This window comes from Microbispora sp. NPDC004025, from assembly GCF_053604425.1.
This window is the reverse complement of the sequence record NZ_JBSGHN010000002.1, coordinates 428,289-452,082: the sequence shown is the minus strand read 5'-3', so window position 1 is coordinate 452,082 and position 23,794 is coordinate 428,289. Positions and strand designations below refer to the sequence as shown.

Genomic DNA, 23,794 nt, shown 5'->3' with positions numbered 1-23,794 from the left:
GCCGCGGCCGCGGACCCCAGCCATCCCCGCGTTCTGACTACTCAATCTCTGCCTAGGCTGGCGATCGTGAACCGTGGAGCGGAGCTGAGCGAGTTCCTGAAGTCCCGCAGGGCGCGGCTGCGGCCCGAGGACGTCGGCCTGCCCTACCGCGGCAACGGGACACGGCGGGTGCGCGGGCTGCGCCGGGAGGAGCTGGCGCTGGCGGCCGGGGTGAGCGTCAGCCATTACACGCGCCTGGAGCAGGGCAACGGCCGCAACGTCTCGGCGGAGGTGCTGGACGCGGTCGCCGACGTGCTGCGGCTCACCGGGGACGAACGGGCCTACCTGCACGCGCTGGCCCGGCCGGCGCAGCGCGGCCGCGACCTCGCGCCGGCTCCCGTCAGACGGGGGCTGCAGCGGGTGCTGGACTCGCTGGTGCTGACTCCGGCCTTCGTCCTCGGCCGGCACGCGAACGTGCTCGCCTGGAACACACTGGCAGCGGCGGTCTTCGCCGACTTCGCCGCCATCCCCGCGGAACGCAGGACCATCGCGCACCTGATCTTCCTAGACGAGGAGATCAGGCGCATGCACGGCGAGGGATGGGCGCGGCTCGCGCGGGAACACGTGGCCCAGCTGCGCGTCCTGGCCGCGCGCTATCCGAAGAACGCCCAGATCATGGAGCAGGTGGACACGATCTGCCGGCAGAGCCCCGAGTTCCGCGAGCTGTGGAACGAGCACCACGTGGCCGCCGCGACGTACCGCGAGTACGTCCTCGATCACCCGGTCGTGGGCGAGCTGCGGCTGTCCGCCGAGCTCGTCGGCCTGCCGGGCGACCCGGAGCTGCAGGGCATGGACCTGTTCGCGGCGGAGGCCGGGTCGGAGTCGGAGCGGAAGCTGCGGCATCTGGCCGCCACCACCACACGCGTGCCGTCCGGTGCTTCGCCCGACGGTCGATGAAAACGGCAACCCCGACAAATCTAGGGGAAAAGGGGCGGAAATAGCGTTCTCGTATGGAAGAGAACGAACCCGACCCCCGCTTCGTCCTCGCCAACGAGCGCACGTTCCTCACCTGGATCACCACCTCGCTCGCGCTGAGCGCGGGCGGCATCGGCATCGCGGTCGTTCCCGAGGGCGTCTTCGTGCCGTGGGTGCGCACCCTGCTCGCCGTCGTGCTCGTGCTGCTGTCGGCCGTGGCCGCGGGCTCGGCCTACCCCCGCTGGCGGCACATCGACCGGGCGCTCCGGCAGGACCGCGCGCTTCCGCCGCCCGCCTTGGCCCCTCTGTTCGGGTACGGCGTGGCGGGGGTGGCCGTTCTGGCCCTCGTCCTGATCCTCCTGTCGAGGTGACCGGGCCCGTGGGCGGCGTGCCGAGGCCGGGTCTGCACAGCGAGCGGACCCGGCTCGCCTGGGTCCGTACCGCCGTGACGATGTCGGGTTCCGCCATGGTGATGGCGGGGCTCGCCGTACGGCACGACCTGCCCGGCCTCGCCGCTCCTTTCGCGGCCGCCGCGCTGGCCGGGGCGGTCCTGCTTCTGCGTACCGGGGTTCGCCATCGCCGCCTGGAACGGGCGCTGCGGTACGGTCACCCGCTCGACCATCGGCGGGACGGGCTCATCGCCTGGGCCGGCGCGCTGGCCGTCGCCGCCGCGGCGCTGGTTCTCGTGCTGATGCTGGCCATGTGAACCACCCGAGGCCGAGCGGAACCGAACGTGGGCAACCGGCCGCGTGCCGGGACCCGGAGCGGCGCGGCGGCCGAGGCCGAGCGGCACGTCACCGAGCGGATCGCGGCCGGGAACCCTCAGATCGCCGGCACGGCCTCCATGCTGTGCGGGCGCGGGCTGGTCTGCAGCCGGATGCCGCCGATGGCCGTCACCGCCGCCCTGTCCGCGTTCTCGCCCGCCCACGTCTCCGCCTTCGCGCGCAGACTCCTGCTGGGGGACAGCAGAGTGTCCGCCATCTTCGTGAAGAGACTCGTGCAGGCCTTCGCCCCGACGCCGATTTTGCAGTCGGCCTTCACGGACACCACCTTGTCGGGCCCGTCGTACCAGATGAAGACGGACATCTGCTGCCTGGCGGAGTCGCCGGGCCGGCAGATCATTCCCGTCTTGGCGCCGGTCAGCGGATCGGATGCCGCGGACTTCGCGCATGTCCAGCCATTGGCCGCCTGCAGCCACTTCACCGCGACCATGTCGACCGTCACCTTGGGCAGGTACCGCTGCTTCGCCGTGGGGAACCTCGCCGGGAAGGCAGGCGCGGAGGCGTCCGTCACCGGTTCGGTGGTCGCCAGGCCGATGGCGGCGCCGGTGGCTCCGCCCAGCGCCAGCGCCGCGATCAGCGTGCCCGCGGTGACCAGCACGAACACCGCCGTTCCACGTCGGCGGCCTTGGGGGGCCACGCCGGGAGGAGGGGGACCCCCGGCGCCGGGCGGCGCGTAGGGCGGCCCCTGCTGGGCGGCGTACGGCTGAGCCGGCTGCGGCCCGGGCGGCTGCGGCCAGGGTGAGGCGACGGACGGATGACCGGTCGTCGCGGGCCCCGGCGGCGGTGGCACGGTGACGCCCCGCCGGCCGGGAGAGCCGGGAGGCGCTGGCACGGTGCCGCCTTGCCAGGCGGCGGACCCGGGGGGCGGTGGCACGCCGAGGTCCTGCTGCGCGGAGAACCCGGGGGATGGTGGCACGCCGGGGTTCCGCTGGGCGGGGGACCCGGGAGGCGAAGGCTGCACCGGCTGCCAGGCGGCGCCGTCCCACCAGAACCTGCCGTCGGGAGAGTACGGCCGGCCGGGGGGCGCCGCCATCAATATCTCCTCTTCATCGTGAGTTCGACGGACCGGGTGTTCGCCTCGCGCTCCAGCGCGTACTCCCAGTCGAGAACGAAGGTGATGTCCCCGTCGCCCGTGATCTGCTCGGCCAGCCAGCCGTGGACCTTCTTGACCGTCGAGGGATCGTCACGGTGCGGCAGGGCCGCGAACCACGACATGTAGTCCAGCCCGGCCGCCGCAGTGGTGCTGTCCGGGTTGACGATCCTGGCCTCGACCTTGCCGATGTACTCGTAGAAGTCCGCCACGTTGGGGACGCGGAAGAGATCCGCTTCGAACCGTACCTTGCCGACCTTGAGCTCACAGGACCAGAACTGCCTCTTGTCGGCGCAGGTGTGCCCCTGACCCTGCAGAGCCTCGACCACGGTGCCGATCCTGATGCCGGGGATGCAGTCGTGGCCGCAGTATCTCGTGTCCTGTTCGCGGTCGGCGCGCGCGACGGCGTACGAGCCCAGGCCGGCGATCAGGAAGAGCACCAGGCCGATCGCCCCGACCATGAGCCGGCGGGACCCGCGGCCACTCCGCGTCAACTCCAGTGTCACGAAGACGGAGTATGGCAAGGATCCCGCACGGGTGGGGACAACGGCCGCGAATCAACTGCCCGATGTGCGGCCGGGACGTGGGGATCGCCCCGGCCGCCCAGAGTGACGGTCAGTCGGCGGCGGCGATGGTGCCGGCGACCTCGTCCGCCCGCTCCTTCTCCTCGCGCGCGAAGCGCTCCGCGTCGAGCCGGTCGGCGATCTCCTCGTCCTGCCGCATCAGCGCGTCGAGGCTCTGCCCGGCCATGTCGAGCACGCCCATGTCGGCGTACGCCTGCCGCAGGCGGGGGCTCCACAGGCCGATGTCCTTCACGCACGGCACGATCCGGCTGAACAGCAGCGCGCGGAACAGCCGCAGGTACTCCGACCGGTCGACGCACTCCATGGCGTCGCCGACCTCCTGTCGCGACAGGCCGAGGTTCTCCCAGATCTCCTGGCCGCGCAGCCGGTCGCGCATGAGGTAGCACCCCTCGATCACGAAGTCCTCGCGCTCGCGCAACTCGGCGTCGGACAGGTTCCGGTAGTAGTCGCGCAGCGCCATCCGGCCGAAGGCCACGTGCCTGGCCTCGTCCTGCATCACGTACGCCAGGATCTGCTTGGGCAGGGGCTTGGTGGTGACGTCGCGCATGACTCCGAACGCGGCCAGGGCCAGGCCCTCGATCAGCACCTGCATGCCGAGGTAGGGCATGTCCCAGCGCGAGTCGCTCAGCGTGCTGTCCAGCAGCGCCTTGAGGTGCTGGTTGATGGGGTAGGCCAGGCCGACCTTCTCCTGCAGGAACCGCGCGTACGTCTCGGCGTGCCGCGCCTCGTCCATCGTCTGGGTGGCGGCGTAGAACTTGGAGTCGAGATCGGGGACCGACTCCACGATGCGGGCCGAGCAGATCATCGCGCCCTGCTCGCCGTGCAGGAACTGGGAGAACTGCCAGGCGGCGTTGTGCCTGCGCACCTCGTCGCGCTGCCGCCGGTCCATCCGCTCCCACAGCGGGGTGCCGTGGATCGCGAGGGTGGTGTCGGGGACGCCGAGCACGTCGTACGGGTCGACCTCGATGCCCCAGTCGATCCGCTTGACGGAGTCCCACTGCTTGTCCTTGCCCTTCTGGTAGAGGGCGAGCATGCGGTCCCGGCCGTCGTCGTACTCCCAGGTGAAACGGGCCGCGCCGGTCATCTCCACGTCCCAGGTGGAGAGCTCGGCGGGGATGGTGTAGAGCTCGTGGGTCGACACGGGGGACCTCCTCTGACGTACACCGTACGTTTCCCGCGAGCGTGTCACGTATGCTGTACGTACGTCAATGGAGGCCGGACGTCCGCGGTGAGGGAGGATTCGGTCATGCTCAACCGGAACCGCATCGTCACCGCAGCCGTGGAGCTCATCGAGAGGGAGGGCGCCGACGCCGTCTCCATGCGCAGGATCGCCGCCGAGCTCGGTGTCGGCGTCATGTCGCTGTACAACCACGTGCCCAGCAAGGCCGCGCTGCTCGACGCCGTCGCCGAGGACGTGCTGTCGCGGATCGGCTTCACCGACGACCCGTCCGCCCACTGGACCGAGCGGGTGCGCATCCAGGCGCGGGCCTTCCGGCGCATCGCCCACCACTACCCCCGTTCGACGATGGTCGTGGTGAGCAGGCAACTGGGGTCGACGGCGGGCCTCCTCCCGGTGGAGCGCGCCCTGGCGACCCTGCGCGACGCGGGCTTCGACGGCCGGGAGGCCGTCCGCATGCTGCGCATGTTCATCGCGTACGTCGTCGGCTCGCTGCTGCGGGAGGTGGGGGTGACCCCGACGTTCGCCCCGGTGCCGGTCGACGCGGTGCGGGCCGGCGCGGCGATCGCGGATGTGGATCCGACTCTGTTCCCCGTGGTCAGTGAGCTGCGGCCGCATCTGGACTTCTGCGATCACGACGAGGAGTTCGAGTTCGGCCTGGAGCTGCTCGTCCAGGCCATGGCCGTACGGGCGGGCGCGCCGGCCGATCGCGGCACCGGCGAGCCGACCGGCGGCGGAGGCGCCCGGCGGTAGGCCGCCGGGCGCCTCCGCCCGGGTCAGTACCAGTTGTGGGACCGGAAGTGGCCCCAGGCGCCGCACGGCGAGCCGTAGCGGCCCTTGATGTAGCGCAGACCCCACTTGATCTGGGTCTGCGGGTTGAATCTCCAGTCGTTGCCGGCGTAGCCCATCTTGTCCCCGGGCAGCGCCTGCGGGATGCCGTAGGCGCCCGAGCCCTGGTTGTAGGCCCGGTGATCCCAGTTGCTCTCCCTGGTCCACAGGCTGTCCAGGCACTGGAACTGCTGGCCGGACCAGGTGCGGCGGGTGACGAGCCGGAAGGCGTACGCCTTGCTGCGGACCTTCGCCGGCGCCCGGCGGAACCGGGGCGGCTGCGCCGCCGCCCGCGTCGTCCACACGCCCAGGTGGGTGACGGGCCGCACGCTCTCCGCGGTCCGCTCCGTAGCCTCGGTCTGCCCCGTAGCCCCGGTCTGGCCCGTTGCCTCGGACTGGTCGGTCTCCCCGGTCCGGTCCGTCTCCCCGGTCTGGTTCAGGGCGGTCCACTCGCCGGCCCACGCCACTCCGCTTCCGCCACCGGTCACGGTGGCCGCGATGAGGGCGGCGACTGTGTTGCGTAGAAGGCTTTTGCTGTCCAAATCGGTCCTTGTCGTCGGGTCGCGTGCGGAAGGCGGGCGTGCGTGACGCCCTCCGTCCGGCGGCGCCCATGGCGTGGGCGCCGCCGTCCGCTCGGCCCGCACCGGATCACCAAGAGCTTCCGGCGGGCACCGCGACGGGTCCTCACGCGGATTGAAATACGGACAGCCGCCTCGCCGACGGCATCGCGACACGCCGCGGCCGGTTCTTTGCCGTTCCGCCCCCCAACGCCGACCCTCCGGCGAGGCGCGGGTTACCGTGCGGCCGTCCGGCGCGCCCTGCGGCGAGCCCGGACGGGACCCTCGTTTAGGGTGCGGACATGAGCGTTCTCGAGATTCCGGTGACCACGATCGACGGCGAGGGCACGACCCTCGGCGGCCTGCTCGGCGGCGGGGCCGCCCTGGTGGTCAACGTGGCGTCCAGGTGCGGGCTGACCCCGCAGTACGAGGGCCTGGTCGCCCTCCAGCGGACGTACGCCGACCGGGGGTTCACCGTCGTCGGCGTGCCCTGCAACCAGTTCATGGGCCAGGAGCCCGGCACGGCCGAGGAGATCAAGGAGTTCTGTTCCACCACGTACGGCGTCGACTTCCCGCTGCTGGACAAGACCGAGGTCAACGGCCCGGGACGGCATCCTCTCTACGCCGAGCTGACCGCCGTGCCCGACGAGGAGGGCGAGGCGGGCGACATCCAGTGGAACTTCGAGAAGTTCCTGGTCGCCGCCGACGGCCAGGTGGTCGCCCGGTTCCGCCCCCGCGTCGTCCCCGAGGCCCCCGAGATCGCCGAGGCGATCGAGAAGGTCATCTCCTAGGGCTCGCGACCCTGGGCCCGCAACTCGCCCGTACGACGAGCTGGGTGGGCAGTGTGACGGTCGGAGGCCGCCTGCCCTGCCGCAGCACGAGCTCGGCGGCGCGGTAGCCGATGTCCTGGGCCGGCTGGGCGATCACCGTCAGCGGCGGGGAGCACAGCTCGGCCCACGGCACGTCGTCGAACATGATGAGCGACACGTCCCGGGGAATCCGCACGTCCAGCTCCCGGGCGGCCAGCACGGCCGCCTCGCCGAGCACGTTGCCGCCCGCGATAACCGCCGTGACGTCCGGCCGGTGCTGCAGCAGCCCCGCGGCGGCCGCGTAGGCGGAGTCGCGGCTCGACCGGGCGTGTACGACGAGGTCCCGGTCGGCGGGCAGCCCCAGCGAGGCGAGCGCGGCGGTGAAGGCGCTCACCCGCTGCGACTGCGCGTGCCGGCCGAGGTAGGCGATCTTCCGGTGGCCCAGCCCGGCCAGGTACTCCACCGCCGTCAGCACCCCCGCCCGGTCGTCGGGCACCACGCTGGGCACGTCCGCCCGCACCCGCCGGTCGGCGAACACCACGTTCAGCCCCGCGCGCAGCGCGGGCGCCCACATGTCCCCGTCCCCGGACGGCACCGCGATCAGCCGGTCCATGCTCTGCTCGATGAGCGTGCCGATCAGCTCGGCCTCCCGTTCGGGGTCGTCGCCGGTGACTCCCACCGTGACCGGCTCGCCGTACGAGCGGGCGCACGACAGCACGCCGTCGGCCAGCCGGGCGTAGAAGCTGTCGGTGATGTCGGGGACCAGCAGGCCGATGCCGCCCGTCCGCTGGCGCCTCAGGTTGCGGCCCAGCGCGCTCGGCCGGTAGTCGAGGCGCGCCGCCGCGGCGAGCACCTTCTCGCGGGTCCCGGCGCTCGCCGAGCCGCCCGACAGGACCCGGGACACGGTGGCCACCCCGACCCCCGCCGCCTCCGCCACTTCCTTGATGGTTATCCGCCGCTGCGCTGGACCGTTCATGGAAACGATTCCATCATCATTCCATGCCCTGTGTCATCGAAATCTTGACAATAGACGGCATTTCACGGGACAGTCTTGAAAACGTATCCACATCATCATGTCTCGGACACGCGAAGGACTGGGGATGGCTTCAATCGTTCTGAACAGCGTCGACAAGATCTACGCGGGCGGGGTGAAGGCCGTGAACGGCCTCAACCTCGAGATCAGGGACGGCGAGTTCATGGTGCTGGTCGGCCCGTCGGGCTGTGGCAAGTCCACGGCCCTGCGGATGATCGCCGGCCTGGAGGACATCAGCGGCGGCGAGATCGTCATCGGCGACCGCGTCGTGAACCACCTTCCCCCGAAGGACCGCGACATCGCGATGGTCTTCCAGAACTACGCGCTGTACCCGCACATGACGGTCGAGGAGAACCTCGCCTTCGGCCTCAAGCTGCGCAAGATGTCGAAGCCGGAGATCCAGAAGCGCGTCAACGACGCCGCCCGCATGCTCGGCCTGGAGCAGTACCTCAAGCGCAAGCCGGCCGCCCTGTCCGGTGGTCAGCGGCAGCGTGTCGCGATGGGCCGCGCCATCGTCCGCGAGCCCCAGGCCTTCCTCATGGACGAGCCGCTGTCCAACCTGGACGCCAAGCTCCGCGTCTCGATGCGCGCCTCGCTGAACCAGCTCCACGAGCGCCTCGGCGTCACCACCGTGTACGTCACCCACGACCAGGTCGAGGCCATGACCCTCGGCGACCGCGTCTGCGTCCTGCGCGACGGCGTCCTCCAGCAGGTGGACACCCCGCAGAACCTGTTCGACGACCCGGTCAACCTGTTCGTCGCCGGCTTCATGGGCTCCCCGGCCATGAACTTCACCTACGCCGAGCTGATCCGTGACAACGGCGGCGCGGCCGTGGCGTTCGCCGGCTACCGCCTCCCCGTCCCGGACTCGACCTTCGCGGAGAAGCCGGGCCTCGACCGCTACATCGGCCGCAAGATCATCCTCGGCATCCGGCCCTCCGACTTCGAGGACGCCGGTTCGGCCAGCGGCAACGGCGCCGGGTGGGTGCGCATCCCGGTCCGCGCCAACGTCACCGAGGAGCTGGGCTCGGAGATCAACGTCCTGTTCACGATCGACGCTCCGCCGGTCGAGCACAAGGACACGGTGGCCGCCGCCCACGACGGGGACGACGAGGAGACGACGCTGCCGCTGACCGGCGACAAGTCGCTGTGGACCGCGCGTGTCAACGCCCGCAGCCACGTCCGTCCGGGCCAGGAGATCGAGCTGGTCGTCGACACGCACAACCTGCACTTCTTCGACGTCGACTCGGGCCTGTCCATCGGCCACGAGGCCAACATCGGCCGCTGATCCCGGTCACCCCCGCCGTACGTAGGGCGGCGGGGGATTTCCTGCGGAGCGCGGGCGCGGCACGCGCCCGCGCTGTCGTTCTTCACGGGACGGCGCCCGGACGGAGACTCCCACCGGCCTCCCGCGCACGACCTCGTCGCGCCGGAGGGGCGGCGCGTCGAACGGGTGGAACGCGTGGAAGCGGCCGCGCCGCAGGCACGCATGGGAGAGGTAGGCGGCGGCGGTCGCGGCGGTGACCGCGGCCGCGGCTCCGGCGGGCACCCAGCCGAGCGCGACCGCGAGCCCGGCCGTCCCGGTGCCGGCCGAGACGCCGCACAGGGTCGGCGTGGCCTTCCGGGCCTGCCCGGACCGCCGCGGCCGGCGGGCGGCGTACGCCCCCGCCCCCACGAGGGCCGCCAGCGCCGGCAGCAGCAGCCCGGCCGCGATCACGGCGGTGTCCCGTCCGGCCGTCAGCGCGGCGGCCGTGCAGGTCAGGACGAACCCGGCGAACAGCGAGCCGGACGGCCCCAGCCGGACCCTGCCCCGCGCCCTGCCGTACGGAAGGGCGCCGAGGGACGCCCCGGCCAGGGCGGCGGCGAGCACCGCGAGGAACGGGTCGCCCAGCACGAGCGCCGTCCCGGCGAGGAACGCGCCGGTGACGGCGGCGACCGCGGCCAGCGCGCCGCCGAGCCGGTCGAGCAGCCCGTACGCGTTGGTCATCGCCACGATCCACATGACGCTGACCGGCCCGTCGAGCCAGTCGCCCGTCAGCGTCACCTGCACGCCGCACAGCACGACCCCGCCCGCCGCCACCGACTCCACGATGAGCCGGGTGGCGAGCGGCAGCCTGCCGACGTCCGCGATGAGGCCGAGCAGCGCCACCGCCGCGGCGGCCAGCAGGACCGCGCCCACCCGCCGGTCGGGCAGGCCGGGGATCACCATCGCGGCGCCCGCGGTGGCCGCCGCCAGCGTCACCCCGCCCAGGTAGGGAACCGTACGGCGGACCGGGCGCAGCCCCACGGCGGCGAGCAGGCAGGCGGCGGCTCCCGCGAGCACGGGCGCCAGGGCCGGAACGGATTCCAGTGCTGGAAGGGATGCCAGTGCCGGAACGGACGCCGGCATGGGAAGGGGCGTCAACGGCTCCCCACCTCCGACCGCGTCGCGCCGCGCAGCGCGCGGTAGAGGGCCTCGGTGTCGGCCACCAGCCGGTCCACGCAGAAGGCGCGCCCGGTCCACGTGCGGGCCGACTCGCCCATCCGCCGCGCCAGGCCGGGATCCACGAGCAGCCGTACGACGTGGTCGGCCATCTCGTCCGCGTCAGGTTCGGTCAGGAACCCGGTGCGGTGGTCCATGACGACCTCGGGGACGCTGCCGACCCGGGTGGCCACCACCGGCAGGCCCGCCAGGCCGGCCTCCACGAGCGCGAGCGGGGTGCCTTCGCTGTCGGAGGTGAGCAGCACCACGTCGGCCGCGGCGTACACGGTCTCGACGTCCCGGCGCCAGCCGAGCAGCCGGAAGGAGTCCCACATCGGCATGACGGCCCGCTCCACCTCCTCCTTCAGTTCGCCGCTGCCGCAGACGAGGAACCGGGTGCCGGGCAGCCGGGCGAGAACCGCCCTGGCCACCTCCGCGAGCCGGTCGGGCCGCTTGGCCTTCTTCAGCCGCCCGACGTACGCCACTACCGGCGCGTCGAGCGGGACGCCCAGCGCGGCGCGGGCCCGGGCGCGTTCGGGAAGCGGGCCGAGCCCGGTGCCGGGCGGGATGACGACGTACTGCTCGGGCCTGCCGACACCGGCGGCGAGGAGGTCGTCGCGCACCCGGGCGCCGACCGTGACGAGGCGGTCGGTCATCCTGGCCAGCCGGCGCTCGATGCGGACGTAGACGGCCCGCCGGGGACGGGACAGCTGGCCGTCGAGGAGATGGCCGTGGTAGCTGTGCACCCGCGCCGCCCCGACGCCGGACAGCCGCACCGCGAGGCGGCCGAGCGTGCCCGCCTTGGTGGTCCTGGTGTGCACGATGTGCGGCCTGAACTCGCGCATCGCGTTCGCCAGCCGGAACAGAGCCCGGTAGTCGTCGGCCGGCTTGATCGCGCGGCCGAGGCCCGGCACCCGGTGGACCGGGATCGTCGCGTCGCGAAGCTGCAGATGGTCGCCTTCGCCGCCGTCGACGTAGCCGGTGTACAGACGGTGGTCGAACTCCACCGCGCTGAGCCGCTCGCACAGCCCGGTGACCTGGGTGGCGGGACCGCTCACGTTCATCCGGGCGATTATCTCCATGACACGAATCCGGTCGTCCGGTTTCATGCTGGCTCCTCCCTGATCATGTGGAGAAGCTAGCCCCTGCTCCCACCGCCGACGGGGTGCCCGGAGGCCGCCGGAAGAGACTTTTCCCTATCCGTACCCAAGCCTTAAAGCGGTCCCGTCCGTCAATTCCGCAGATGACGGCGGGGTCACTCCTACAGTCGTAGCGTGGCGGAGAAGTTGCTGGTCGTGGGCCAGGACCGCGCCGGGCTGCCCCTGGCGATGCGTGCCGTGGAGGCCGGGTTCCGCGTCGTCGGCCTCGACGAGGACGAGTGGCGGGTCAAGCGGCTGAACGCGGGGGAGCCCTGCGTCGAGGGAGTCGGCGCGGGCGCGCTGGCCGCCGCGCACGCCTCCGGGCGGTACGCGGCCAGCGCCGACGCGGCGGACGCGGCCGGTTTCGACGTCTGCGTGCTCACCACGCCCGTGCGGATGCGCAACGGCGCCCCCGACCTCGGCCCGCTCGGCACGGCCGCCGGCCGGGTGGCCCCCTCCCTGCGGCCGGGGGCGACGGTCGTGCTGGAGAGCGTCGCCTACCCCGGCACCACGGAGGAGTTCGTACGGCCCCTGCTGGAACACGGATCGGGGCTGTGCGCGGGGGACGACTTCCACCTCGGCCACAGCCCGCATCGGGCGGCGCCGGGCAACCCGCGCTGGCGGCTCGGCAACACGCCCAAGGTCGTCTCGGGCATCGACGCCGCCTCGCTGCGGGCGGTGACGGAGTTCTACGGCCGGCTGGTGCGGGAGACCGTCCCGGTCTCCTCACCCCGGGTGTCCGAACTGTGCGCCCTGCTGGAGAGCGCCCGCGCGCACGTCGACGCGGCACTGGCGAACGAGCTGTCGATCTTCGCCGCGCACCTCGGCGTCGACGTGTGGGAGGCGGTCGAGGCCGCCGCCACCACGCCCTTCGGGCATGCCGCCGTGACGCCCGGCCCCGGGATCGAGGACCCCTGCCTGCCGCTCGACGTGGCGTACCTGCCGTGGGGGATCCGGCGCGGGGTGGGACCGGCCTTCCGCCTGGTGGGGACGGCCAACGACGTCAACGCGCACATGCCCGCCCAGGTCGTGGACCGGCTGTGTCTCGCGCTCAACCGCAGGTGCCGCTCGATCAGGGGCAGCCGGATCCTGCTGCTCGGGCTGTCGCCGGTCGAGGTCGCCAAGACGCTGTGCCGGCTCGGCGCCCGGGTGCGGGCCGCCGACCCCCGCACCGCGGGCTGGGGCGCCCACGACCTCGTCGTACCGGCCGGGGTCGAGGTCGTCGAGCCGGACGCGGCCGAGCTGGCGCGGGCGGACGCGGTCGTCGTGCTCGGCGGGCAGGACTGCTACGACTACGACATGGTCCAGCGGGCGAGCCGGTTCGTCTTCGACACCCGGGGCCGCTGCCGTGGGCCGAACGTCGAACGTCTGTGAGTCAGCGGTAGCGCACCTTCGCCACGCGGCCGACCAGGTTGAGCGGCAGGAGCCTGGCCAGCGCCGCGACCGTCTTGTACCGGGCCGAGGGGACGCTCACCCAGGCCCCGCGGGCCAGGTCGCGCATCGCGGCGGCGGCGACGCGGTCGGCCGACAGCCACGCGAAGCGCGGCAGGCCGGACATGTCGAGTTCGGCCCGGTCGTGGAACTCGGTCCGCACGAATCCCGGGCACAGCGCCATCACCCGCACGCCGTGCCGGTTGACCGTGTTGGCCGCAGAGGAGCTGTAGTTCACCACCCACGCCTTGGAAGCGCTGTAGGTGCCGCCGGGCAGGAACGCCGCGACCGAGGCCACGTTGATCACTCCGCCCCGCCCCTTGGAGATCATGTACGGCAGGGCGGCCCGGGTCAGCCGCAGCACCGCCTCGCAGTGCAGCCGCAGCATCCGGACCTCGTCCTCCACCGGGGTGTCCAGGAAGCCGCCGTGGTGCCCGAACCCGGCGTTGTTGACCAGCAGGTCCACCCCGGAGCGCAGCCGCTCCTCGGCCGCCGCCATGCCCTCCTCGGTGGTCAGGTCGGCGCGCAGCGGCTCCACCGGCACGCCGTACCGCTTGTGCAGGGTCTCGGCGGAGGCGGCGAGCCGTTCCTCGTCGCGGGCCAGCAGGATCAGGGAGAATCCGTCGGCGGCCAGACGGCGCGCGAAGGCGGCGCCGATGCCGGCGGTCGCGCCGGTGATGAGTGCGGTGGGCATGACGGCAGCGTACCCACCGCACCGGCCGGTCCGTCCGGCTCCGTAGCGGGGTCACACCTCGGCGATGCGGCTGATCAGCTCCTCGACCTTCGCGCTCAGGCGGGCGGCGCGGGGCCATCCGGCGTACAGGGTGAGGAACACGACCGTCTCGCGCAGCTCGGCCGGGCTCAGCTCGCCCGAGCGCAGGGCGGTGTCGAGATGCAGTGCGAGCATGTCGTCCATGTCCTGGCCGACGAGCAGGCCGAGCAGCAGCAACCGCCGTTCCCTCACCGTGAGGACCTGCCGGGACCACACCTCGGAGAACATGCGCTCCGCCGTCGATCCGAAGAAGCCGTCCGGCCCCTCGCCGGTGCCGTCCTCTTCGTAGACCTGCTTCATGTCCTCCAGCCCCTCCCACGGCGATTCCTGACGTCATGCATCAAGTTGTCGTGTTCGATGCAGTCAGGCGTTACATCATCGGCCCATCCGGCTCGGCTGTTCGACATGCCGCGTGCGCTTCCGGTGGTCGTCCACTGGGTATCGCCAGGAAGGAGCAGTACGGCGCCGCGGGCGTTCTGGTGCCGCGGCCGGCCGGAAGTCGAACAACCTCCGTGTAACGAGAGGAATCAGAATCCGGCAAAGATTCGGTCTAGTTTTCTGGCGCATCGCCGACTTACCGTGAGATGGACAGGTGGAAAACGGGCACTACTACCTCGTAGACCCGCAAAGCGGAGGTTTGGCCCTGGTGGAAAAACCGCGGGTAAGGGCCGGGGCGGTGGGCACGGTCGTGGGGGCGGCGATGGCCGCCTCCTTGCTGTCCGGCTGTGCCGGCCCCGAATACACGTACGTCCGCGACGACTCGGGCGGCACCTATTTCAAGGTCCCGGCGTCGTGGCGGCAGATCGACGAGAAGACGCTCGACGAGGCGGTCTACGGCGAGACGGAGTCGGCCACCGCGCAGGTGCAGAAACAGCTGGTGTGGACGAGGGCGTTCGACGCCCACGCGCAGCCGTCCGCGGGGCATCTGCTGCAGGGGTCGCCCGGAGGCGACGACCAGCCGTTCGTCTTCGTCAAGGTGGAGAAGCTCACGGAGGACGCGCAGAACGCGGTGTCGCTCAACGAGCTCCGCAACTCCAGCGGACTCTACGTGGCCGTGCCGCAGGAGACGCGCAAGAAGATGGAGGAGGCCACGGCCTTCAAGGGCTTCGAGCTGCTGGCCGACGAGGTGCTGCCCATATCGGACGGCGTGCGCGGGGTGCGCAGCGTGTTCAACTACCGGCTGCTGGGCGGCCCGGTGCAGACCTTCGACGAGACCGCCTACCTGTCCGCCGACGGGACGACGGTCTCCACTCTCCTGATCCGCTGCTCGCCCGCCTGCTTCCGCCAGCGGGCCGCGGAGATCGAGACCGTCGTCAAGTCCTTCAAGGTCAAGCGCGTCATCAACCCGTGAAGGAGCCCTTCACATGAGCACGGCCCTCCCTCCGAAGCACCACGAGGGGCTTCGCGAACCGGGGTCGGGTCCGGTGGACCGCGACCCCCGCACCAGGAAACGCCTCCCGATGTGGGACCGGACCAAGTTCCTGATCCTGCTCGCCGTCGCGTTCGGCGTGCTGGTGTGGAACGAGATCGTGACGTACCCCGGGATCATCCCGCTGTACGACGCGGTCGCCAAGACGGTGGTGAACGCTCCCTGGGTCCTGTGGCTGGCGGGCGTCGAGGTGCTCCGGCAGATCCACTTCCTGATCAGCGAGCGGTCGGCCGGCTACCACGGGTTCTGGACCCGGAAGGTCTTCGGCGGCTGGAACCGCTGGACCCACCGCAGGTTCAACGACTGGAACCGCTACCGCATCGCCCGCGCGATCAAGTGGGTCGTCTGGATCGCGGTCATCGCGCTGGTGCTGGGCAAGGTGCAGCAGGTCTCTCCGCTCGAGGCGCTGTACAGCGTGCCGGCCACCGTGTGGGGCTTCCTCCCCATGGTCCTGCAGCTCATGCTGATCATGGTGGTCGCCGTGGGGCAGTTCGTGGCGATCTTCTGGTTCCTGTCGCGGGGCGGCGTCGACGTCTACTACCCCGACGACATCAAGACGCGTTTCTCGGACGTCTGGGGCCAGGACCACGTCGTCGAGCGGGTCAAGGAGAACATCGTCTTCCTGGAGAAACCGGACGAGATCGAGGCCAGGGGCGGCTACGTGCCCAGCGGCATCCTGCTGTGGGGCCCGCCCGGCACCGGCAAGACGCTGATGGCCGAGGCCGTCGCGGGCTCCACCGGCAAGCCGTACGTGTTCGTCGACCCGGGCGCGTTCATCAACATGTTCTTCGGCGTCGGCGTCCTCAAGGTGAAGTCGCTGTTCCGCAAGCTGCGCAAACTGGCCCTGCGGTACGGCGGCGTCATCGTCTTCTTCGACGAGGCCGACTCGCTCGGCAACCGCGGCGCGCTCGCGCAGGGCGGCCCGGGCGGCTGGGGCCGGTCCGTGCCCGCGCCGTTCGAGCACTCGGGGTGCAACGGCTTCGCCTACCTCGACCCGCACACCCGGACCGTGCTCGGCCGTCAGGCCGCGGGCCCGGCTTCCGCGGCCGAGCCGGCGCGGATGCCGCGCACCGGCGCCTTCGTCAACCGCCTGATGTACGGCGGGGGCATGGGCGGCGGTGGCGGGATGGGCACGCTGGAGGCGCTGCTCACCGAGATCAGCGGCCTGAAGAAGCCGCGCGGCTTCGTCAACCGCTACGTGCGCAGGCTGCTCGGCATGCGGCCCAAGCCGCCGCCGAAGTACCGCATCCTCATCATGATGGCCACCAACCTGCCCGAGGCCCTGGACGAGGCGCTGCTGCGGCCGGGCCGCATCGACCGCATCTACAAGGTCGGCTATCCCTCGAAGGCGGGCCGGATCCGCACCTACAAGGGCTACTTCGACAAGGTCAGCCACGAGCTCGACGACGAGCAGATCGACAAGCTCGCGACGATCACGCCGTACGCCACCGGCGCGACGATCAAGGACCTGGTCAACGAGTCGCTGATCACCGCGATCCGGGACGGCCGGGAGACGATCACCTGGTCGGACGTGATGCGGGCCAAGCGGCTCAAGCAGCTCGGGCCGCCCGAGGACGTCGAGTACATCGAGCGCGAACGGCACGCGGTCGCGGTGCACGAGGCGTGCCACGCGGTCGCCGCCTACCGCACCCGCCACCACCTGGAGATCGACCTGGCGACGATCGAGAAGGGCGCCGACTATCTCGGCATGGTGGCCAGCATCAAGCCGGAGGACCAGTTCACCCGGTGGAAGTCGGAGTACGAGGCCGACATCATGGTGTCGCTCGCCTCCCTGGCGGGGGAGCGGATGTTCTTCGGAGAGGACAACTCCTCCGGCGTCTCGGGCGACCTGCAGAGCGCGACCGCGATCACCGGCCTGATGGAGGCCCATTGGGGCATGGGCATCGGGGTCGCCTCGCTGCCCGCGCTGCAGGAGCTCGGCCTGCGCGAGGGCAAGGCGGCCCAGCCGCAGCCCGGGGGCGGCGGCATCGGCTTCACCGGCACGCCGGCCGGGCGGCGCGACGAGATGGTGCCCGACATGCTCCCCGAGCGGATCGAGTTCAACCTCAGCCGGCTGCTGGAGAAGACGGCCGAGCTGCTGCGGGACAACCGCCGTGAGGTGCTGTCGGTCGCGCATGCCCTGGAACAGCACAAGACGCTCAACGGCGACGACGTGGTCGCGGTCATCGAGGGCAGGATGGGCCCGCTCATCGACGGCTCGGTCTACACCTCGGACGAGTTCTACGAGGAGATCGAGGCGTACCACACGGCGGCGGTGGCGGCCCACAAGGCGCACAGCGAGGTCCCGGCCGGGCTTCCGCTGCCGCGGACGCGGGTGATCGAGGCGTCGGTCGTGGCGGCGTCCTCCGGCGGCGCCGCGCCGGTGCTGGTCGCCCCGCCTCCGAACGGCATGGCCGGCGGCAACGGGCACGCCCCGGCGGTCCAGCCGGCGGCGGCGCAGCCGGACTTCGTGCCGTGGAACGGCACGCCGCCGCCGCTTCCCCCGGGCGCGCTGTTCGCCACGCCGCCCGCCGCGCCGGCCCGCCGGTCGCACGGCGCGCTGTGGGCGGTCGTCGGAGTCGTCGTGGCGGTGGTGCTGCTCGTGCTGCTGGGGGCGCTGCTCCTCGCCCCGCCCCGGGGAGCCGCAGGGGCGGCCGCGGTCGGCGGGGTGCCCGCCGGCACGGCCGTGCTGCTGGCCGTCGCGCTGGTGGCGGTCATCGGCGGCATCACGGTCGCGATCCTGCTGGTCCGCTCCCACCAGGCGGGGCGGCGGCGGGCCGAGGAGGCCAGGGACCGGGCGGCGGACCGGGCCCAGCTGCTCGCGGCGGCCATGGACCCGGAGGTCGCGATGCGGCTGCTCGGCTACGACGGCCGCCGAGGTCCGGAGGCGTAGGTCATCGATCCGATTCCCGGCGAGCCACCGCCCGCCGGGGATCGGCGTGTTCCGGGCCTGGTGAAACACGCCGCCCCGGCTCCGCTCGGCAAAGCCCTGATGTCATCACGACTTTGTCCTACCACAAGCGAAAGTTCTTGAAACTTGTACGTAACTTCTTCCATGCGATGACCAAAGGGGGTAATTTGGCGCCCACTTGAGGCCGTAAAGACCGTTTCGGCGGTGCGCGGCCCTGCCGGGCGTCACGGAACCGCCGGCCCACCGCCCCCCAGTGGGCCGGCCTCCATGACGCATGAGAAGGAGGACTGTCACCATGTCACGTAAGCGACTGCTCGCTCTGGCGGCACTGTCCGCGATCATCGCGCCGGCCTTCGCCGGCACCGGCGCGCTCGCGGCCCCCGCGGACGACTCCGAGGTCCGCGTGCTCGTCTTCGGCAAGACCACCGCTTTCCGGCACGACTCGATCCCCGCCGGTGAGGCGGCGATCCAGAAGCTCGGCCAGGAGAACGGCTTCGCCGTGGACGTGACGGAGGACGCGGCCCAGTTCACCGACGCGAACCTCGCCAAGTATCAGACCGTCGTCTTCATGTCCACGACCGGCGACCCGCTCGGCCAGCCCGAGCAGAAGGCGGCGTTCGAGCGCTACATCCGCAACGGGGGAGGCTTCGTCGGCGTGCACGCCGCGGGGGACTCGGGCTACAGCTGGGCCTGGTACGGCGGCCTCGTCGGCGCCTACTTCCGCAACCACCCGGCGCAGCAGAACGCCACGGTGAAGATGGTGGGCCAGGGCGCGGCGTCCAACCGCGGGCTGCCGAACCGCTGGAACCGCTGGGACGAGTGGTACAACTACCGCACCAACCCGCGCGACGCCGGCGTGCGCGTGCTCGCCGAGCTCGACGAGAAGTCCTACAACCCCGGCTCCGGCGCCATGGGCGACCACCCCATCGCCTGGTGCCACAACTACGACGGCGGGCGTTCCTGGTACACCGGCATGGGCCACACGAAGGAGTCCTTCAGCGACCCGCTGTTCCTCAAGCACCTGCTGGGCGGAATCCAGATGACCGCCGGTGTGACCAACTTCCCCTGCGACCCCCACGGCGACTGAGGGTGAGCGGGGAACGTCCGGCCACGTGACGCGGCCCCCGCTGCCGGAGCCGGTCCTCCGGTGACCAAGGCACGCCGTCCGGTGCGTTCACCGGGACGGCGTGCCTGCGCGTGCCGGGACCACGGGCCGTCGGAGGCCGGGAGGAGGTCCTCAGGGGATCAGAGCCGGAAGCCCAGGTCCGGCGTGATCTCCGCGACGTCCATCTGGGCCTTCTGCAGGCGGCCCGAGTAGTCCCAGTTCATGGCCTGCCAGCGGGTGAACTGGTCGAGCACCCACATGCCGCTCTGCCTGCTGCCGTTGCCCGACTTGCCGTTCCCGCCGAACGGTAGATGGGCCTCCGCGCCGGAGGTGGAGTTGTTGACGCTGACCATCCCGGCCGACACGCCCTCGCGGAAGCGGAACACCGCCTTCGGGTCGCTTGTGTAGATGGACGACGACAGGCCGTATCCCGGCCGGTTGGCCAGGTCGATCGCCTGGTCGAGGGTGGAGAACGTCGTCACGCCCACGATCGGGCCGAACGTCTCCTCCAGGAACAGCCGGTCGTCCGGGCGGACGCCGTCCACGACCACGGGGTGGTAGTAGAGGCCGTCGCCGTCCATCCGCCCGACCGGGCCGGGCAGCACGGTGTGGTGCGGCTGGATCCAGTCCAGGTATTCCTCGTACCGCTCGGCGAACCTGTGGTCGAGCAGCGGGCCGTACAGGACGTCGCCGTTCGGGTCGCCGACCTTCGCGTCGCGTACGGCGGCGGTGAACCGGCGCAGGAACTCGTCGTGCACGTCCTCGTGGACGATGACCGTGCCGAGGGAGGTGCACCGCTGCCCGGCGGTGCCGAACCCGGAGAACAGGGCGCCCTCCGCCGCGAGGTCGAGGTCGGCGTCCGGCATCACGACCATCGGGTTCTTGCCGCCGAGCTCCAGGCAGGGCGACTGCAGATGCCGGCCGCACAGCTCGCCGACGGCCCGGCCGACCGCGCTCGACCCGGTGAAGCCGACCTTCTGCACGGTGCCCTCGCCGAGCGCGCGGTCGAGCCCCGCGTACGTCTGGTCGCCTGCGGCGAACACGAGGTTGAGCACGCCGTCGGGGAGGCCGGCCGCCGCGAACAGCCGGTAGAGCGCGTGCGCGGACGCCGCGGCGTACTCCGCGGGCTTCCACACGACCGCGTTGCCGCACAGCAGCGCCGGAACCAGGTACCACGAGGGCACGGCCACCGGGAAGTTGCCGGCCGTCACGACCGCCGCCACGCCGACGGGCACCCGGAACGTGAACAGGCTCTTGTCGGGCATCTCCGACGGCACGGTCTGCCCGTAGAGACGGCGGCCCTCGCCGAGGAAGAAGTCACAGGTGTCGACGATCTCGCGGACCTCGCCCAGCGCCTCGGCGTAAGGCTTGCCGATCTCCTCGGTCACCAGCCGGGCCAGCGTCTCGGTGTTGGCCTCGACGAGGCGGCCGATCGAGGCGATCACCCGTCCGCGCACGGGGGCGGGGACGCGGGCCCACTCCCGCTGGGCCGCCGCCGCGGCGCGGCACGCGCCGGCGAAGCCGTCCGCGTCCGCGAGCAGGACGGTCGCCACGGTCTCCGCGGGCCGCGCCGGGTTCACCGACTCGTAGGGCGTGCCCGAAGAGAGCTCCTCACCCGCGACGACGGAAACGATCTGCCGAGCCACCGCTGACCTCCGGAAGTGTTGCTGGTGCCGAGCCTCGATTACACAGTATTTCCACGCGCGGTGCCCGGCGACAGGCCCTCTTGCAGGGCGACCGCCGCGGCCTGGGTGCGGCTGGTCACGCCGAGCTTGGCCAGGATGTTGGAGACGTGCACGCTGACCGTCTTCTGGGAGATGAACAGCCGCTCGCCGATCTCCCGGTTGGCCAGGCCGTCCGCGACGTGGGCCAGCACCTCACGTTCGCGTGCGGTGAGCGCGGCCAGCCGTCCCGATTCCCCGCCCGCGGTGGCGGCCGGGGCGGAGGTCCCGTCGTCCGCGGCGGGGACGCCCGGCGCGGGCACGGCCGGGCCGCCCGTCGTGCCGCCCGTCGTGCCGTCCGTCGTGCCGGTCGCGGTCGGGTCCGGGAACCCCGCCCGCGTGCCGACGGACCTGAGCGTCTCCAGGAAGGGCCGGGCTCCGAGCGTGGCGGCGACGCGCACCGCGTGCTCCCACTCGGCGCGGGCCGCCGCTCGATCGCCCGCCCGCAGCAGGCTCTCGGCCAGCCGCCACCGCGACCGTGCCTCCTCGTACACGAAGCCGAAGCCGAATGCGTCGACGGCGCGCCGCCAGACCTCCGGGTCCGCCGTGCCGTGGGCGCGGTGCCACTCGGCCTCCGCCCGTGCCAGCCAGGCGCCGCCCTCCGGTCCCAGCCGGGCGCGCGGGCCGTTCGGCCCGTTCTCCGCCGCCCACCGCGCCCGGCGCAGCAGGTCGTCGCAGGGCTCGCCGGTCCGGCCGAGGTCGGCCAGCGCCCACAGGCCGGTGGCCGCGATGCGGATCACCCCGGGGTCGAACGGCTCGAGCGTGGCGATGACCGCGCCGGCGTGGTCGAGCGCGGCCTGGGGGTCGCCGCGCCACAGGGCCTGCTCGGCCGCCATGCCGCGCGCCATGTAGCCGACCAGTTCGTCGGACCAGAACCGGGTCAGCCACCGCAGCCTCTCGTCGGCGCCCGGGCGTCCGCGGCCCACCTCCACGAAGAGGGCGAACGACGACAGCCGGGCCTCCGCCAGGGTGCCGACCCGGACGCCGAATCCTCCGGCCAGCCGTTCGGCGGTGTCCCAGTCGCCGTCCGCGTAGTGCACGAGGTAGTGCAGGAAGCTCAGGTCCGTGCCGTAGGTGCTCCAGGTGAGCCCGGTCTCCCCGGCCAGCCGTACACCCTCCTCGGTGATGCGGGCGGCCACCGCGAGGGCGCCGTTCTCGTAGTGGATGCGGGCGAGGTTGAAGTGCGCCCGCAGGTCGATCGACAGGTCGCCCGAGGGCCGGCGGGTGGCGCGGGTCAGCAGGTCGACGGCGTGCTCGACGCCGCTCGCCGCCTCCTCCTCGACCAGGGCGAGTGAGACGAGGGCGCTGGCCTCCGCGTCGCGGGCGCCGGTGGCCTGCGCGACCTCCAGCGCCCTGGACGCGGTCGCGGCCGCCTCGTCGAAGCGGTACTCCCGATAGAGCGCGCGGGCGTAGGTGGCCAGGGCCCTGGCCGGCAGCGGGCCGTGCGGCGCGACGTCGACCGCCTCCCGGGCGACGGCGATCGCCTCGGCCTCGTCGCCGCCCGCGTCAGCGAGGTAGTAGGACAGGCGCTCGCCGGCCTCGGCGATCAGGACCGGGTCGCTCGCCTCCCGCCGCAGCCGCCGCAACTGCTCGGCCGCCCGGTGGTAGTCGCCGCCCGCGGCCGCCGCCGCGGCGCTGGCCAGCGCGATCCTCGCCCGGCTCTCCCCGGCCAGCCGTTCGGCCTCCGGCACCTGGTCCCAGATCTCAAGCGCCCGTTCGAAGTGCCGGTGCGCCTCGGCCGGCGCGCCGAGCCCGGCGGCAAGCCGGCCCGCCTCCACCGACGCCCGCAGCGCGCCCGGCAGGTCGTGCCCGGCGAGATGGTGATGGGCCAGCTCGGCGGGGGAACCGCCACGCTCGGCGAGCAGCGCGGCGAACGTGGTGTGCAGCCGGGTCCGCTCGCCCGGCAGCAGGTCGTCGTAGACGGCCTCCTGCAGGAGCGCGTGCCGGAACGCGTACCCGTCGCTGCCCGCCGTCAGCAGCCGCCGCGAGACGATCTCGCGCAGCGCCTCCTCCAGCGGCAGGTCGCCCAGCCCGGTCGCGTCGCGCAGCAGGTCGTGGCCCACGCGGCGACCGGCCACCGCGGCGACGCGCAGCACCTGGCGGGCGGTGTCCGACAGGGTCTCCACCCGGGCCAGGAGCAGGTCGGCGAGCGTCCCGGGCAGCCGGGCCCGTTCCGCGCCCGCCGCCAGCAGTTCCTCCGCGAAGAACGGGTTGCCCCCGGCGCGCTCGATCACGGTCGTCAGGCCGTGTGCCGCCATCGGTTCCGCGGCGGCCTCGCCGTACCGGTCGAGGACGGCGAGATACTCCGCCATGTCGTCGTCGCCCAGCGGCGGCAGCTCGACGGAGGTGACCAGCGGCAGCCGGCGCAGCTCGGCCAGGACCGGGCGCAGCGGGTGACGCCGGTGCAGGTCGTCCGTACGGTAGGTGCCGACGAGGCAGACCCGCTCGCGCTGCAGCATGCGGGTGAGGAAGACGAGCAGGTCGCGGGTGGAGCGATCGGCCCAGTGCAGGTCCTCGAACACGAACAGGACCGGCTGCCGCCCGGCCACCTCCGACAGCATGTCGAGCACCGATCCGAACAGGCGCTGCTGGGCGAGCCCCCCGGTGGTGGCCTCCGCCGGTTCCGCCTCGTCGCCGGGCAGCAGCCGCCGCAACGCGGGACGGGCCGTGACGGCCGGAGCGACCGGCCCGCCGGGATCGGCCGCGGCGCCGCGCAGGGCGTCCGCCAGCGGCAGGTACGGCAGGGCGTCGCCGAGCTCGGCGCACTGGCCGACGAGCGTCACGAACCCCTGCCGTTGCGCGAGGTCGCACAGCTCGGTGACGATCCGGGTCTTGCCGATCCCCGCGTCGCCGCCCACCAGGGCGACCCCCGCGAGCCCGGCCGCGGCGGCGCCGAGCACGCCCGCGAGCTGATCGAGCTCGACAGAACGCCCGATCAGCACCTTTCGCGGCGTACGTGCAACCACGCAGGTGAGTATGGCACGCAGCCCCGACAGAACCACGACGGCGGC

At 72.3% G+C, this 23,794-nt stretch carries 21 protein-coding genes; 10 read left to right on the top strand and 11 right to left on the bottom strand.

Going from position 1 to position 23,794, the window contains the following annotated elements; all coding sequences use genetic code 11:
• The first annotated feature begins 66 nt into the window (after positions 1 to 66).
• The 3 genes from ACWEQG_RS06415 to ACWEQG_RS06405 are packed head-to-tail and all read left to right on the top strand — an operon-like array spanning position 67 to position 1,660.
• The gene (locus ACWEQG_RS06415) at positions 67 to 936 is read left to right on the top strand and encodes a helix-turn-helix domain-containing protein (protein WP_452282279.1); all 870 of its coding nucleotides are present in this window, start codon (positions 67 to 69) and stop codon (positions 934 to 936) included.
• Positions 937 to 989: 53 nt separating this feature from the next.
• Positions 990 to 1,325 (top strand): YidH family protein, encoded by a 336-nt coding sequence (locus ACWEQG_RS06410; protein WP_363465278.1) that lies wholly within the window; start codon positions 990 to 992, stop codon positions 1,323 to 1,325.
• Positions 1,322 to 1,660 carry a DUF202 domain-containing protein gene (locus ACWEQG_RS06405; protein WP_452282277.1) on the top strand — a complete coding sequence of 113 codons (339 nt, stop codon included), beginning with the start codon at positions 1,322 to 1,324 and terminating at the stop codon, positions 1,658 to 1,660. Before ACWEQG_RS06410 ends, ACWEQG_RS06405 begins: the two co-directional genes overlap by 4 nt.
• Before the next feature lie 116 nt (positions 1,661 to 1,776).
• Here the strand turns inward: ACWEQG_RS06405 and ACWEQG_RS06400 are convergent, their stop codons facing one another.
• From ACWEQG_RS06400 to ACWEQG_RS06390, 3 genes are all read right to left on the bottom strand, one after another.
• Positions 1,777 to 2,769 carry a hypothetical protein gene (locus ACWEQG_RS06400; RefSeq protein ID WP_452282275.1) on the bottom strand — a complete coding sequence of 331 codons (993 nt, stop codon included), beginning with the start codon at positions 2,767 to 2,769 and terminating at the stop codon, positions 1,777 to 1,779.
• The gene (locus ACWEQG_RS06395) at positions 2,769 to 3,332 is read right to left on the bottom strand and encodes a hypothetical protein (protein WP_452282273.1); all 564 of its coding nucleotides are present in this window, start codon (positions 3,330 to 3,332) and stop codon (positions 2,769 to 2,771) included. The genes ACWEQG_RS06400 and ACWEQG_RS06395 overlap by 1 nt, the downstream gene beginning before the upstream one ends.
• A gap of 109 nt (positions 3,333 to 3,441) precedes the next feature.
• The gene (locus ACWEQG_RS06390; RefSeq protein WP_452282271.1) at positions 3,442 to 4,551 is read right to left on the bottom strand and encodes a ferritin-like domain-containing protein; all 1,110 of its coding nucleotides are present in this window, start codon (positions 4,549 to 4,551) and stop codon (positions 3,442 to 3,444) included.
• A gap of 105 nt (positions 4,552 to 4,656) precedes the next feature.
• On the opposite strand from ACWEQG_RS06390, the gene ACWEQG_RS06385 reads away from it, so the two are divergent.
• Positions 4,657 to 5,340, top strand: a complete 684-nt coding sequence (locus ACWEQG_RS06385; RefSeq protein ID WP_452282269.1) for a TetR/AcrR family transcriptional regulator C-terminal domain-containing protein — start codon at positions 4,657 to 4,659, stop codon at positions 5,338 to 5,340.
• Between the two features lie 23 nt (positions 5,341 to 5,363).
• Here the strand turns inward: ACWEQG_RS06385 and ACWEQG_RS06380 are convergent, their stop codons facing one another.
• On the bottom strand, positions 5,364 to 5,957 hold the full coding sequence (locus tag ACWEQG_RS06380) for an aggregation-promoting factor C-terminal-like domain-containing protein (protein WP_452282267.1): 594 nt from the start codon (positions 5,955 to 5,957) through the stop codon (positions 5,364 to 5,366).
• Positions 5,958 to 6,274: 317 nt separating this feature from the next.
• Between ACWEQG_RS06380 and ACWEQG_RS06375 the strand changes: the two genes are divergently transcribed.
• Complete coding sequence (locus tag ACWEQG_RS06375) at positions 6,275 to 6,763, top strand: glutathione peroxidase (protein WP_363465296.1); 489 nt, start codon at positions 6,275 to 6,277, stop codon at positions 6,761 to 6,763.
• Here the strand turns inward: ACWEQG_RS06375 and ACWEQG_RS06370 are convergent.
• Positions 6,753 to 7,757: a LacI family DNA-binding transcriptional regulator gene (locus tag ACWEQG_RS06370; protein ID WP_363465298.1), complete on the bottom strand. Its 1,005-nt coding sequence runs from the start codon at positions 7,755 to 7,757 to the stop codon at positions 6,753 to 6,755. The two genes, ACWEQG_RS06375 and ACWEQG_RS06370, sit on opposite strands and share 11 nt — an antisense overlap.
• A 124-nt stretch (positions 7,758 to 7,881) precedes the next feature.
• Between ACWEQG_RS06370 and ACWEQG_RS06365 the strand changes: the two genes are divergently transcribed.
• Positions 7,882 to 9,102, top strand: a complete 1,221-nt coding sequence (locus ACWEQG_RS06365) for an ABC transporter ATP-binding protein (protein ID WP_452282265.1) — start codon at positions 7,882 to 7,884, stop codon at positions 9,100 to 9,102.
• Positions 9,103 to 9,108: 6 nt separating this feature from the next.
• Here ACWEQG_RS06365 and ACWEQG_RS06360 read toward each other — a convergent pair whose 3' ends face one another.
• Together ACWEQG_RS06360 and ACWEQG_RS06355 are read right to left on the bottom strand one after the other, a co-directional pair.
• Positions 9,109 to 10,218 (bottom strand): hypothetical protein, encoded by a 1,110-nt coding sequence (locus tag ACWEQG_RS06360; protein ID WP_452282263.1) that lies wholly within the window; start codon positions 10,216 to 10,218, stop codon positions 9,109 to 9,111.
• The gene (locus ACWEQG_RS06355; protein WP_452282260.1) at positions 10,215 to 11,384 is read right to left on the bottom strand and encodes a glycosyltransferase; all 1,170 of its coding nucleotides are present in this window, start codon (positions 11,382 to 11,384) and stop codon (positions 10,215 to 10,217) included. Before ACWEQG_RS06355 ends, ACWEQG_RS06360 begins: the two co-directional genes overlap by 4 nt.
• Positions 11,385 to 11,549: 165 nt before the next feature.
• Between ACWEQG_RS06355 and ACWEQG_RS06350 the strand changes: the two genes are divergently transcribed.
• Positions 11,550 to 12,788 carry a nucleotide sugar dehydrogenase gene (locus ACWEQG_RS06350; protein ID WP_452282258.1) on the top strand — a complete coding sequence of 413 codons (1,239 nt, stop codon included), beginning with the start codon at positions 11,550 to 11,552 and terminating at the stop codon, positions 12,786 to 12,788.
• 1 nt (position 12,789) lies between these two features.
• Here the strand turns inward: ACWEQG_RS06350 and ACWEQG_RS06345 are convergent, their stop codons facing one another.
• Both ACWEQG_RS06345 and ACWEQG_RS06340 read right to left on the bottom strand, forming a co-directional pair.
• On the bottom strand, positions 12,790 to 13,539 hold the full coding sequence (locus ACWEQG_RS06345; protein ID WP_452282256.1) for an SDR family NAD(P)-dependent oxidoreductase: 750 nt from the start codon (positions 13,537 to 13,539) through the stop codon (positions 12,790 to 12,792).
• A gap of 51 nt (positions 13,540 to 13,590) precedes the next feature.
• A complete protein-coding gene (locus tag ACWEQG_RS06340) occupies positions 13,591 to 13,917 on the bottom strand; it encodes a carboxymuconolactone decarboxylase family protein (protein ID WP_363465313.1) in 327 nt (108 codons plus the stop codon).
• A gap of 346 nt (positions 13,918 to 14,263) precedes the next feature.
• Here ACWEQG_RS06340 and ACWEQG_RS06335 point away from each other — a divergent pair, with 346 nt between their 5' ends.
• The 3 genes from ACWEQG_RS06335 (at position 14,264) to ACWEQG_RS06325 (ending at position 19,044) form a co-directional block, all read left to right on the top strand.
• Positions 14,264 to 14,968: a hypothetical protein gene (locus tag ACWEQG_RS06335; protein ID WP_452282254.1), complete on the top strand. Its 705-nt coding sequence runs from the start codon at positions 14,264 to 14,266 to the stop codon at positions 14,966 to 14,968.
• A gap of 13 nt (positions 14,969 to 14,981) precedes the next feature.
• Positions 14,982 to 17,939, top strand: a complete 2,958-nt coding sequence (locus ACWEQG_RS06330; RefSeq protein ID WP_452282252.1) for an AAA family ATPase — start codon at positions 14,982 to 14,984, stop codon at positions 17,937 to 17,939.
• A 313-nt stretch (positions 17,940 to 18,252) separates the two neighbouring features.
• On the top strand, positions 18,253 to 19,044 hold the full coding sequence (locus ACWEQG_RS06325; RefSeq protein ID WP_452282250.1) for a ThuA domain-containing protein: 792 nt from the start codon (positions 18,253 to 18,255) through the stop codon (positions 19,042 to 19,044).
• 158 nt (positions 19,045 to 19,202) lie between these two features.
• On the opposite strand, the gene ACWEQG_RS06320 is transcribed toward ACWEQG_RS06325, so the two are convergent.
• Together ACWEQG_RS06320 and ACWEQG_RS06315 are read right to left on the bottom strand one after the other, a co-directional pair.
• On the bottom strand, positions 19,203 to 20,708 hold the full coding sequence (locus ACWEQG_RS06320) for an aldehyde dehydrogenase family protein (protein WP_452282248.1): 1,506 nt from the start codon (positions 20,706 to 20,708) through the stop codon (positions 19,203 to 19,205).
• Between the two features lie 38 nt (positions 20,709 to 20,746).
• Entirely contained in the window at positions 20,747 to 23,749 is a 3,003-nt protein-coding gene (locus tag ACWEQG_RS06315; RefSeq protein WP_452282246.1) for a helix-turn-helix transcriptional regulator, read from the bottom strand.
• Positions 23,750 to 23,794: the final 45 nt, after the last annotated feature.